Below are 11,528 nucleotides of genomic sequence, written 5' to 3' on the forward strand. Positions count from 1 at the left end.
GACAGAACCCGAAAAGGGTAGGTTCGGCCGTTCCATAGGGCAGGCAATGAGTGCGCTGGAGGACGACTGGCGAGCGGAACTTGACGACGTCGACGCCACCCTCATCGACGACTATCAGAGCGGGTTCCCGGTCGTCGAGCGACCGTTCGAAGTCGTCGCCGCGGAGTTAGGCATCGACGAACGGGAGGCACTGAACCGCGTCCGTCGCCTCCGAGAGCGCGGCGTCTTCCGCCGGTTCGGCGCGGTGTTGAACCCGCCCGTCATCGGGAGTTCGACGCTCGCGGCGGTCCGGGCACCCGAAGACCGGTTCGACGAGGTCGCGTCGGTGATCAACGGCTACCGGCAGGTCAACCACAACTACCGACGCGACCACGAGTGGAACATGTGGTTCGTCGTCACCGCCGGATCGCGGGAGACGCGCGACCGCATCCTCGACGAGATCGAAGAGCGGACGGGCTGTGAGGTGCTGAACCTCCCGATGCTGACGGACTACTACATCGACCTGGAGTTTCCGGTCGTCAACAGCGACCGGTTCGCCCGGGAGACACAACCGGCGGGCGTGTCTCCGGACGAGCGAGCGGAGAGCGAAGCGAACCGCGAGCAGCGGGAGAGGCTGGCACGGACGGACGTCACTGCAACACGCATCAGCGAGAACGCGAAAGGGAACCTCTCGGAGCTGGAGGCGAACCTCCTCGTCGAAATTCAGGCCGGGTTCCCGCTGTCGGAGACGCCGTACCGCGACGTCGCCGACGCCATCGACGCGGACGTCGACGAGGTGCTCGCAGCGATCCGTCGCCTGCTCGACGACGGCTGTATCAAGCGTATCGGCTGTATCGTCAACCACGTCGTCACCGGCTTCCACAACAACTGTATGGTCGTCTGGGACGTCCCCGACGACGAACTGGACGAGCGCGGCGTCGCCGTCGGGCAACTGCCGTACGTGACGCTGTGTTATCACCGGCCGCGTCGACCCGAGCAGGACTGGTCGTACAGCCTCTTCACGATGATCCACGGCCGCGAGGCGGAGGCGGTCGACGAGAAGATCGACGAACTGGCCGCGGAACATCTCCCCTTCGCACACGAGCGCCTCTACTCGACGGAGACGTTGAAGCAGACCGGTGCGCAGTACGAGGAACTCGTCGCCGGCGACGAGTGAGGGTGACGAGAGCGCCAGACCGACAGAGGAAAGTCGACCCACCACTTCACGTCCGACAATGAGCGACGACGGCGTAAAGAAGCCGAGCGACTTCGGGTCGGCCGACGCGCCTCCGGTCGAGGAGAAGCCCTACAAGATCATCTTCGAGGCCAACAAGTGCTTCGGCGCTGGCAAGTGCGCCGAGGTGGCCGACAACTGGGAGATGGACCTCGCGAGCGGTCTCGCAAAGCCCAAGAGCTACTTCTTCGGCGAAGACGAGTTGGAGGAGAACGTCCGCGCCGCGGAGGTCTGTCCCGCGAAGAAGGAACGGGGCGTCATCCACGTCATCGACCGGCGGACGGACGAGGAGATCGCACCGAACCCGCACGGCGACGGCACGCTGAGCGTCGACTGGTAGTCTGCTATCGAAAACCACTTCCACCGGTGGAGGGAACTGTCGTCTGCGCGAGGGTGGCTGAGCTAGGCCAAAAGCGGCGGGCTTAAGACCCGCTTCCGTAGGGATTCGAGGGTTCAAATCCCTTCCCTCGCACTTTCTGACGACGAGCAACGCGAGGAGTCGAAAGTGCAGACAGAAGAGATTTGAATTAGGGAGCGACTGCAAGGAGCGACCGTGGTTCAACTCCCTTCCCTCGCACGTCCGGTTCGACTGAACGGGAGACCGGCCGCTCGGCTCGAACGGTGTCAGTACACTAAGACAGACGTGAGTGTCGAGAGACCGACACTCACAGACGTCGTCGAAGGAGGGTCCGTACAGGAGCTCATCCATCCCTCCCTCCGCCCACCGGACGGTAGGCACCTCGAAAACGATTCTGTCGTTGCAAAAACGTTGCGAAGCGTCGACAGTCGTTGTGAGAATCCGAACGGTCGGCGCGGAGACGACCGATTATCGGGTCTATAACTTACATCTCCCCGAGCGACAGTTCCGGTAGCGACCACACGCGTAGTGGTCGAGCGAGAACCACCGATGCACTACAGATACGAGTGTGCGGCCTGTCTGGTGAGCGTCTCCCGGACGGAAGACACCGAGAACCTGCCGACCTGTCTCCGCTGTCGGGTCCAGATGCGACCCGTCGACGGATAGCCCAACTCCTCCCGAGAGCGAGACCGTCACACCGCCGGCGCTACGGCGGCGGGGACTGCGACGTTCGAGTTCGCGCTCGAGTCGTGAGCAGTCGACGCCGCCATAAGATACACGTATCTCGCGTAATTATATCTCATTACCAACCATGAGTCTGGTTCCACCGGCAGCGCCCACGCGGTTCGACCTGATTCTGTTCGTCGTCGGAGCAACGCTGCTGACCGGTGGTCTCGCCGGCGTCCTCTCGACGATCCCGCTCTACGCCGCCAGCGCCGTCAGTTCGCTGGTCGCGAGCGTCGCGCTGTTCGACGGGATGGTTCGGAACCCGCCGACCGAGTGAGCTGACCCACAGATCGGTGACGTCGCCGTCGCCGTCCTCCGCGCGAAAGCACGGGGCTTGCTCCTCGCACTTCCGTGTCTGAACGGAGTAGAACGAGTCGTCCGAAACGAGTCGTCCTCGAGACAGCGAACGCTCTCTCGGAACGAGTGTCGAGTGTACGAAAGGGTTAGGCAGGCCACGCGGGAAAGAGAGTCGCGTGGCCGGTGCCGCCCTGAATTGGTCCCCGCTGACGCTTCGGCCCTCCAAAGCGAAGCGTCACTTACACCCAGTAGCCATGATCACTTAAACATGCCGCAAACGGCAGTCGAGAGGGCATTCCGTCCCACCTGGTGGCGGTGGTCGCGAGTCACAAAGCGAAGTCCAGTAACGAGTGCACGTCGTCACACACCCGACCGGTCGCTGTCGTGCGGTCGAGTGGGGAGACAGTTACACGAGTGACTACAGTGGAGAGAGAAACGCGAGACGACCGCTCAGGAAGCGTAGCTCCGAACTGCCTGGGCGAACTGCGGGTGGAGCAGCGGGTTGCCGTCGTCGTCCCGCTGGAGGAGCGTCCCGCCCTGGAGTTGGTCTTCGAGCGTCCCGACGCGCTTCTTCACTGTTCGTTCGGTGTATCCGGTCTCTTCGGCCAGTTCGTCGATCGTGAGCGAACCGTCCGCAGCGGCCAGCGCCGTCAGAATCTCCCACTCAGACTGCTTCAGGCGGTCATCGAGGAGTTCGACGAGACGGCTGACACTGCTCTGTTCGGACTCTACCATACTCCCGAGAAGTACAGAGTGTGGTAAATGCGTTCCGTGTCTCGGTCACCGACCGGGGTCCGCTCGGCTCGGCTTGGCTCGGTCGAACACGGCGCGCTTTTGTTCGCTGACGCCCTGAGTCGGGATATGTCCGAACTCCCCGGTCGCGTCGGTCGCGCCTTCCGCGACCACAACGCGTTCGAAGCGCTCGAAGCGGGACGCTACGAGTCGACCGTCACCCCGTTCGACGGTGTCGTCGACGTCGACAGCGTCGACGACGGCCGACTCCAGTTCCACGTCACCGTCCGCGTCCCGATGCTCGACGAGGTGACCGAAGACCACGTCGCCGACGTCGTCGAAGAGGGCTGGTACGAGACGTTCGCACTCCGCGTCGAGGACATCGGCGGTGTCACCGCCGCGGACCACGACCTCGACCCGACGGTCGAACGGGAGCGTCGACAGGCGGTCGTCCGCGTCTCCTTCGCCGACATCGACGAGCGCCGCGGCGTCGACGACGCCGGTGCCGTCATCGACTACGTCGAGGGGACGTTCGTCCAGGGGATCATCCCCGGCTACCAGTACACCGCCCCCGTGACGTCGCTCGTCGATACCGCTCGCCAAGCGGGTGGCAGTAGCAGCGGCGCTTCGCAGTGAAGACGGCGGAGAGAACCGACCGAGAGGCGGTCGACGACCGACTCAGAGGGCGTATCGTAGAATCCCATAGATACTCTTCCTGAGAATCGAACCCTGTGGTTCACTAGGAACCACTCGTCTGCCAGCTGGCTACGATAACCCCTCTCAGTCCATCGAGATGTAGGTCTGGGTGTCTTCGACGCCGTCGATCGCCTGGATGTGATCGGCGACGATGTTCTTCACCTCTGCGGGCGTCTCGACGTTGACCTTGACGATGAAGTCGACGTCGCCGGCGACGATGTGCGCGGACGTGACGCCCTCGAGCGCTTCCATCTCTCCCTTCAGACGGTCTGCCTCGCCCGTGTTCGCTTTGACCATGATGTAGGCTGTGACCATTGTTACTCACCTCCCAGGGCCATCGCGGCACTCTCCTGTCCGACGAGCAGCTGGCGGACCTCGTCGAGCACCGAGAAGTCCGCCAGTACGGCGAGTCGGTCGCCGGTCTCCAGCGAGTCGTCGGGGAGCGGGATCCCCATCGACTCGCCGTCTTTCCCGAACGCGAGGATGCGCGCCTGCGCGGGGAGTGCGACCTCGCTTATCGTGTAGCCGTTCATCGGTGACTCCTCGGTGACAGTGAAGAGGACGACCTGGAGATGCTGAGCGATGTCGGCGATGGCGCGGATCGACCCGCCGAGGAGGGCGTTCTTCGCACCGATAGCGCCGAGTCGCTCGGGGTAGACGATCTCGTCGACCTCGTCGGCGTACTTCTGATAGATCTCCTCGCGGTAGTCCTCGTCGATACGCATCACGGTTCGGCAGCCGTGGTGTTTGGCGATCATGCAGGCGGCGAAGTTGACGTTGAGATCCGCCGTGAGCGCGCCGACGGCGTCCGCCTCGTCGACACCTGCCTCCTCCAAGACGGCCTCGTGTGCGCCGTCACCCTCGATCACCTCGAAACCGGCGGTCCGGGCGCGTTCTGCGATGTCCGAGTCCGACTCGATGAGCGTTACCTCGTGGCCTTCCTCACGCAAGACACGTGCCGTGCGAAGACCAACCCGTCCCGCCCCTATGATAACGAACCGCATGGCACACCGTACGACAGGGGAGGTGAATAACTTTACCCCGGCGGCGACCGACACCATCTCCGCGCCGGAGCAAGGTTTTTCCCGTGTTGGTGAGTACCACACCACCATGGTTCACTCGTTCATCATGGTGAAGACGGCCGCCGGCGAGTCCGAACGGTTGGTCGACGCCATCCGCGACCTCGGTCAGATCGCCGAGGCCCACATCGTCGCCGGCAACTGGGACATCATCGCCGAACTCGACACCGACGAAGTGTACGACGTGTTGAAGACCTCTTCCAGCGACATTCAGGGACTGAAGGGCGTCGACGACGCGAAGACCTACATCTCGTTGGACGACTGAACCCGAGCGTCGACGACTGACGAGCGTCGCTAACGACGATCGCGTCACTTATCCGACAGCCACCGTTTTCGAGACCGTAGATGCCCTCCACGCAGTCCGCCGAGACGCCGTCCGTCACGCGCGAACTGCTGTTCTACGTCGGCGGCCTCGTCGCCATCGGCGCGCTCCTCCCGGTGCTCAGCCGGTGGGACGCCGTTCTGACAGTCGATGGACTGGCGTTCGTCGCGGTCGGATCGGTCGTCGGCGTCGCCGGTACGTGGGTCGACGACGTCGCGCGAGTGAGAGGGTACTCGTCGTCGGGACGACGGTTCGCGTGGTTGTTCGTCGTGAGCGTGGCCGTCCAAGGTTTGCTCGCCCTCGTCCCGGTGGCGACGATAAGTGCGATCGTCGGCTTTCTGGGGTCGATGGCGACGGTGCGACTGCTGCAGATCGTGACCGGACAGCACTCCTGACGGGAATCCCGGTCGCTCGCTAACTCAGATCCAGTTCCTGCGGGTCGTGTCGTTCGAGGAAGCCGTGGAGTTCGGCCCGCTGCTCGCGGAGCGACGGCGGGAGGTCGGCGAAGACGGAGTCGAACAGTTCGTCGGGGTCGGCGGGGTCGACCGACTCGGCTTTCTCCACCGCGGCGGCGAGTTCCTCGTCGGCGTCGTCGTACACCGACTCGACGAACCCGTCGTCGACGACGCCCTGCTCGCGGAGGTACTCCTCGTAGCGCTCCAGCGGGTCGCGTCGCCGCCACTCGGGGAGATCTGGCTCTTCGTCGCGGTAGCGACTCGGGTCGTCAGCGGTGGTGTGTGCCCCCTGTCGGTAGGTGAGACTCTCGACGAGCACCGGGTTCCCCTCGCGGGCGCTCCGGAGACAGTCCGAGACCATCTCGTAGACGGCGAGCGGGTCGTTGCCGTCGACCTGGACGCCTTCGATGCCGTAGGCGTCGGCCTTGACCGCGATGGAGTCGGTGGCCGTCTGCCGTTCCCGCGGCAACGAGATGGCCCAGCCGTTGTTCTCACAGAAGAAGACGACCGGCGCGTCGAAGACGCCGGCGAAGTTCAACCCCTCGTGGAAGTCGCCCTCGCTGGTCGCCCCGTCGCCGAAACAGACGAGCATCGCCTCCTCGTTACCGCGGTAGTTCCGAGCCATCCCGGCCCCGGTCGCGTGGGGGATCTGCGTCGCGATGGGGACCGCCTGCGGGAACACCGGGACGTCGTGGTCGGAGTGGTACTCCGCGCGGCCGCGACGGAAGAGGAAGATGTCCGAGGGCGGGACGCCGCGGGCCAGTTGGAGGGCGTTCGAACGGTAGGTCGGAAACAGCCAGTCGTCGTCGGCCATCGCGTGAGCGGCCCCGACCTGCGAGGCCTCCTGCCCCTCGAACGGCGGGTAGCCGCTCATCCAGCCGCGGCGCTGGAGCGCCACCGACCGCTCGTCGAAGCGACGGGCCCGGACCATATCCCGGTAGAGCGCGCGTGCCTCGTCGACTGAGACCTCCGTCCCGTCGAGAGACCGCTCGCCGATGCATCGGTGCATGGCCGGTGCGTCACGGTCGACGGTGATAAATCAGGCGGGAACGGGACGACGGCGTGACGGCGAGGGGTGGTCGTGCGTCGACCCCGCTTCCGACAGGGCAAAGTCGACCGACCCCGTAGCGACGGTATGGTCTCGGTCATCAACCTCGTCCTCCTCGGGGTTGTCCTCGTGGTTCACACGCTCATCGCCGCGGTGATGACCCGGTTCTTCCGCATCCGCCTGAACACGCAGTGGGGGTCGGTGCTCTACGCCCTGCTTCTCATCCCGGTCGTCCTGTTGACGACGACGCTCGTCTTCTCGGGCGTGTTCGGCATCGGCGTCGACCTCGGCAGTCCCGCCGCGGCCGTCGGCGTGATGATCGGGATGCCGCTCGCACTCGGGTTCACCATCGACGTACTGTACATCCCCTCGCCAGACGAGTACGAACTCCCGGACACCCGCTGAGGAGGCCGCCGGCAGCCGATTCGACTCACGTCTCCCGCTCCCGGAGCTTCCGGCGCTGGATCTTCCCGGTCGTCGTCTGCGGCAGTTCGTCCACGAACTCGATCTCTCTCGGATACTCGTACTTCGCGAGTCGGTCCCGGACGAGATCTTGGAGCTCCTCGCGCACCGTCTCGAACTCACCAACGCCGGCGGCGGGTTGGACGAACGCCTTGACGACCTCGCCGCGCATCTCGTCGGGGACACCGACGACGCCGACCTGCTCGACCGCCTCGTGGTCGAGCAGCACTCCTTCGACCTCGCCCGGCCCGACCCGGTAGCCGCTAGTGACGATGAGGTCGTCGTCGCGGGCTTTGAACCAGAAGTAGCCGGCGTCGTCCTCGACGCCCAGATCGCCCGTCAGATGCCAGTCGCCGACCGTCGTGGCGGCCGTCTGCTCCGGGTCGTCGAGATATGCCGCGAACACGACCGGGTCGCCGTCGCGTCGGACGGCGATCTCTCCGACCGCCCCCGTCTCCCGTCGTTCGCCCGTCTCGGGGTCGACGACGGCGACGTCGTGGCCGGGGACGGGCTTTCCCATGCTTCCGGGGCGGGCCTCGAACCACTGTCGGCAGTTGGTGACGAGGAGGTTCGCCTCCGTCTGCCCGTAGAGTTCGTTGACGGCGACGCCGCCGAGTGCCTCGTCGGCCCACGCGAGGATCTCGGGCGTCAGCGGTTCCCCGCCCGAACAGATAGCCCGCACCGAGAGGTCGAACCGGCCGGTCGGGTCGGCGACGCGCATCATCATCCGGATCGCCGTCGGCGGGAGGAACGTGTGCGTGACGTCGAACGCTTCGAGCGTCTCGAACGCTCGCTCGGGATCGAACGAGCCCGTCGGCGTGCCGACGACCGGCCGCCCGTAGTGCCACGCCGGGAAGACGAGGTCGCCGAGCGCGCCGATCCACGCCCAGTCCGCCGGCGTCCAGAACACGGCGTCGTCGGCGTCGACGTCGTGCTCGAAGTACATCGAGAACGCCGGACAGTGACCGGCCCAGACGCCGTGGCCGTGAAGCACCCCCTTCGGCGGTCCGGTGCTCCCGCTCGTGTACATCACGATGGCCGGCGTCTCGTGGTCGGTGTCGACGAGGTCGAACGTCGGGTCCGCGTCGTCGACGACGGCCGCGAACCGCTCGACAGTCGTCGCGTCGGCGGTGTCGATGGGGGTGGTGACTGTCTCCGCCGCGTCGACCGTCAGCACGTGTGTCAGGTCGGGACAGTCGGGTACGGCGGCGGCGACGACGTCGCGGACGCTCTCGTCGGCGACGACCACCACCGATTCGCTGTCCCGGAGGCGAAAGCGGAGGGCGTCCTCGCCGAAGAGCGTCGACAGCGGGAGCGACACCGCACCAAGTTTCCAACAGGCCAGGTGAGTCAGCAAGTTCGCGGGCTTCTGCGGGACGAACACCGCGACCCGGTCGCCCCGGTCGACGCCGCGAGCGCGAAGCGCGTTCGCGACCCGGTCCGACCGCCGGTCGAGGTCGGCGAACGTGTAGTCCTCGCGAGTTCCGTCGGCGGCGAGCTGTGAGAGAGCGACCCGGTCGTCGGGGTCGTCGTGTTTCCGCAGGAGGTCGTACGCCGCGTTGTAGTCGTCGGGGAACGCCCACGAGAACTCCTCGCGGGCGACGTCGTAGGAGTCGGTCGGGACGGAGACGTACCACGTCATGTGCGGAGAGTTCACACGACCCTCACAAATACTGTCGGGTCGGTGAGTCGGGGGAGCAGCGATCAGACGAGAGGCCGGGAGACGAAGCGCCGTGCTCAGAGAACCCGGAACACGCGGACCGTATCGCGCTTGCTCGGTTCGCGGAGGAGCTGTGCGAGGCCGAGGTCGGTGAAGACGTCCTTCCAGTCGCGGTGATAGAGCGGGAAGTCGTCGTTGACGTAGCTCACGTCGTCCCCGCCACGGCCGCGCTGGGGGCTGTTTCCTTCGTTCTCGGCGGTGACGACGAGGTCGTCGGAGACGCGAGCCAGTTCCTCGAACACCCACTCGTCGTCGGGGTGGACGTGTTGGAGCGTCTCGACCGAGTAGACGACGTCGAACTTGTCGTCGGGGAACTTCGGCAGGAGCTCCTCGATCGCACCGGCGAGGAACGTTCCCGTCTCGGCCAACTGGGGATAGGAGTCGGCCATCACCTCGAACGACTCGTCGTTGAGGTCGATCCCGGTGAGGTTCTCGTACCCGTGGTCGAGCAGGTGTGCGAGGTGGCGACCGGAGCTACAGCCGACTTCGAGGACGGTGGGGTCGTCGCGCGCGAAGTGTTCGAACACCGTCGCGAGCGTCTCGCTCACCTCGTTGGGACCGATCTCCGCGTAGTAGGCGGGCGAGAAGTCCCCGGAGCGGTTCGCCCACCCGTGGTGGTTCTCGTCTGGATTCACAGCTGATGCAAGGACGGGGGTGGATAAATGCTCGCGGAGTTCGGACGAACAGGGGAGAGCTGATGACAGATCAGTGAGCGTCGGACTCGATGGCGTCGCAGGCGTCGATGACGATCTCGGGCGCGTCGAGCAGGTGGGTCTCCATGTAGCCACCCTCACCCCGTCCCGCCCCCTTCCGTTTCCGTTCGATGATCTCGAGGAACTCCAGTTCGTGTAGGAGATCCCGTACGCGACGCCACGAGAGCGGGTCGGAGCTGTACTGTTCGGTGCAGATCTGTCGGTAGAGCTGGTTCACGTCGCTCGATTTGACCGCCCGGTCGTCGGCCATCCGCTGGTCGAGGAGCGCGACCGACTTGAGGACGTAGCGGGAGTGCGGCGGCTGTTCGGCCAGCACCTCGATGAGGTGGTCGCGTTCGGTCTGCACCTGGGCGGCGTCGACGTGCCCCTCACGGACCGTCTCGGCCTGTTCCTCTTGGGCCATCTCGCCGGCGGTTCGGAGAATGTCGATCGCCTTCCGCGCGTCGCCGTGTTCACGGGCCGCGAGCGCGGCGGCGCGTGGGATGACACCCGGTTCGAGCACGTCGTCTTTGAACGCGCCGTCGCGCGCCTCCAGGATCTGTTCGATCTGGTCGGCGTCGTACGGCGGGAAGACGAAGTCGCGCTGACAGAGACTCGAGCGAGCGCGCTCGTTGAGTCGGTCTTTGAACCGCGGTTTGTTGCTGATGCCGATGATGCCGAGTTTGCACGACTGGATCTTCTCGGCTTCGGCCGCTCGCGAGAGGTTCATCAGCGCCGAGTTCGGGTCGTCCATCTTGTCGAGTTCGTCGAGGACGACGACGACGACGTCGTACAGTTCGTCCATGACGCGCCAGGCGCGTTTGTAACACTCGGAGGTCGAGACCCCGCTGGCGGGGAACGTCTCGTCGGTCACCTCCTGGTCGTTGATCGTCGACCCGAGCGAGCGGATCACCTGCGACTCGGTCGAGTCCTGAAAGCAGTCGACGTAGGCGACGCCCACCGAGACGTCGTTCTCCGAGGCGGCAGAGACCAACTGCCGGGCCATGAACTTCGAGCAGAGCGACTTCCCCGTCCCGGTCTTCCCGTAGATCAGCACGTTGTTCGGTTTCTGCCCCTCGACGGCCGGCTGGAGGCCGGTCGCGAGCGCGTTCAACTGGCTCTCGCGACCGATGATGAGGCGTTCGTTGTCGGGGACGTGGTCGATCTGCAGGAGGTCCTTGTTCCGAAAGACGGTGGTGACCCCCTCGAAGTAGTTGGAGATGTCGCCCATCGTCTCTCTCAAGCTCCGGCAACACTCTTGAGTGTTTATATGCGTCCTTCCGCTGTAACTCGGCGGTTCCATCGAACAGTAACGGCAAGTACTGCACGTTAGAACGGAAAGACGCGTACCGCCCGCGGCAGCGTTTCCGCTCTAAGGAGCGTCGGTGGACGTTTCCGCTGTATTCGCGTGGTCAGTCGCTGGCGGAGAGACGGGGTCGACGAGAAGGAAATGACAGCCAGGAAGAAGAGACGGGGTCGACGAGAGAGGACGCGCGTGTTTCCGCTGTAAACCGTGGAGGGGAGGGGACGTTTCTCGTCCAGCCGACGTCTCCGGTTCGGAACGTCGTCGACGGTTCCGAAGACCAAACAGCACTCCGAAAAGACTCTCTCCGACACCCGAGTCGGTGTGGGAGGGCGGGTTTCCGCTGTAAACGCTCGGGGTGGGGTGGCCGTAGAACACGTCGGTACCGAATCACCTCGACCGCCCGCCGTCCAGTCGACGAGTGT

General features: G+C 65.1%; 14 protein-coding genes and 1 tRNA gene. 8 read left to right on the forward strand and 7 right to left on the reverse strand.

Translation table 11 applies throughout. The features are described from left to right. Positions 1-46: 46 nt before the first annotated feature. The 4 genes from ahbB to EOHIBHHM_RS11640 all read left to right on the forward strand — a co-directional run bounded on the left by ahbB (position 47) and on the right by EOHIBHHM_RS11640 (position 2,574). Positions 47-1,156 carry a siroheme decarboxylase subunit beta gene (gene ahbB / locus EOHIBHHM_RS11625; RefSeq protein WP_497250724.1) on the forward strand — a complete coding sequence of 370 codons (1,110 nt, stop codon included), beginning with the start codon at positions 47-49 and terminating at the stop codon, positions 1,154-1,156. 58 nt (positions 1,157-1,214) lie between these two features. Next, positions 1,215-1,553, forward strand: coding sequence for a ferredoxin (locus tag EOHIBHHM_RS11630; protein ID WP_009375971.1), 339 nt, complete (start codon positions 1,215-1,217; stop codon positions 1,551-1,553). A 47-nt stretch (positions 1,554-1,600) separates the two neighbouring features. After that, positions 1,601-1,685, forward strand: a tRNA-Leu gene (locus EOHIBHHM_RS11635). Positions 1,686-2,382: 697 nt separating this feature from the next. Further along, entirely contained in the window at positions 2,383-2,574 is a 192-nt protein-coding gene (locus tag EOHIBHHM_RS11640) for a DUF8015 family protein (protein ID WP_089820748.1), read from the forward strand. A gap of 470 nt (positions 2,575-3,044) precedes the next feature. Here EOHIBHHM_RS11640 and EOHIBHHM_RS11645 read toward each other — a convergent pair whose 3' ends face one another. Next, positions 3,045-3,329 carry a winged helix-turn-helix transcriptional regulator gene (locus tag EOHIBHHM_RS11645; protein WP_497250727.1) on the reverse strand — a complete coding sequence of 95 codons (285 nt, stop codon included), beginning with the start codon at positions 3,327-3,329 and terminating at the stop codon, positions 3,045-3,047. Positions 3,330-3,455: 126 nt separating this feature from the next. Between EOHIBHHM_RS11645 and EOHIBHHM_RS11650 the strand changes: the two genes are divergently transcribed. Then, complete coding sequence (locus EOHIBHHM_RS11650; RefSeq protein ID WP_497250729.1) at positions 3,456-3,962, forward strand: DUF5813 family protein; 507 nt, start codon at positions 3,456-3,458, stop codon at positions 3,960-3,962. Between the two features lie 144 nt (positions 3,963-4,106). Here EOHIBHHM_RS11650 and EOHIBHHM_RS11655 read toward each other — a convergent pair whose 3' ends face one another. Beyond that, positions 4,107-4,337, reverse strand: coding sequence for an Lrp/AsnC family transcriptional regulator (locus EOHIBHHM_RS11655; protein ID WP_497250731.1), 231 nt, complete (start codon positions 4,335-4,337; stop codon positions 4,107-4,109). Between the two features lie 2 nt (positions 4,338-4,339). Then, positions 4,340-5,026 (reverse strand): potassium channel family protein, encoded by a 687-nt coding sequence (locus EOHIBHHM_RS11660; protein ID WP_497250733.1) that lies wholly within the window; start codon positions 5,024-5,026, stop codon positions 4,340-4,342. A gap of 106 nt (positions 5,027-5,132) precedes the next feature. On the opposite strand from EOHIBHHM_RS11660, the gene EOHIBHHM_RS11665 reads away from it, so the two are divergent. After that, positions 5,133-5,366: an Lrp/AsnC ligand binding domain-containing protein gene (locus EOHIBHHM_RS11665; RefSeq protein ID WP_497250735.1), complete on the forward strand. Its 234-nt coding sequence runs from the start codon at positions 5,133-5,135 to the stop codon at positions 5,364-5,366. Between the two features lie 80 nt (positions 5,367-5,446). Further along, entirely contained in the window at positions 5,447-5,818 is a 372-nt protein-coding gene (locus EOHIBHHM_RS11670) for a hypothetical protein (protein ID WP_497250737.1), read from the forward strand. Between the two features lie 19 nt (positions 5,819-5,837). Here the strand turns inward: EOHIBHHM_RS11670 and pdhA are convergent, their stop codons facing one another. Continuing rightward, on the reverse strand, positions 5,838-6,887 hold the full coding sequence (gene pdhA, locus EOHIBHHM_RS11675; RefSeq protein ID WP_497250739.1) for a pyruvate dehydrogenase (acetyl-transferring) E1 component subunit alpha: 1,050 nt from the start codon (positions 6,885-6,887) through the stop codon (positions 5,838-5,840). Between the two features lie 126 nt (positions 6,888-7,013). Here pdhA and EOHIBHHM_RS11680 point away from each other — a divergent pair, with 126 nt between their 5' ends. Beyond that, a complete protein-coding gene (locus EOHIBHHM_RS11680; RefSeq protein WP_497250741.1) occupies positions 7,014-7,331 on the forward strand; it encodes a DUF7991 family protein in 318 nt (105 codons plus the stop codon). 25 nt (positions 7,332-7,356) lie between these two features. Here the strand turns inward: EOHIBHHM_RS11680 and EOHIBHHM_RS11685 are convergent, their stop codons facing one another. From EOHIBHHM_RS11685 to EOHIBHHM_RS11695, 3 genes are all read right to left on the reverse strand, one after another. Continuing rightward, on the reverse strand, positions 7,357-9,030 hold the full coding sequence (locus tag EOHIBHHM_RS11685; RefSeq protein ID WP_497250743.1) for an AMP-binding protein: 1,674 nt from the start codon (positions 9,028-9,030) through the stop codon (positions 7,357-7,359). Between the two features lie 95 nt (positions 9,031-9,125). Beyond that, a complete protein-coding gene (locus EOHIBHHM_RS11690; protein ID WP_497250745.1) occupies positions 9,126-9,743 on the reverse strand; it encodes a class I SAM-dependent methyltransferase in 618 nt (205 codons plus the stop codon). A gap of 70 nt (positions 9,744-9,813) precedes the next feature. Continuing rightward, complete coding sequence (locus tag EOHIBHHM_RS11695) at positions 9,814-11,031, reverse strand: Cdc6/Cdc18 family protein (protein ID WP_497250747.1); 1,218 nt, start codon at positions 11,029-11,031, stop codon at positions 9,814-9,816. Positions 11,032-11,528 lie beyond the last annotated feature (497 nt).

Source organism: Halogranum roseipondis (genome assembly GCF_059695585.1).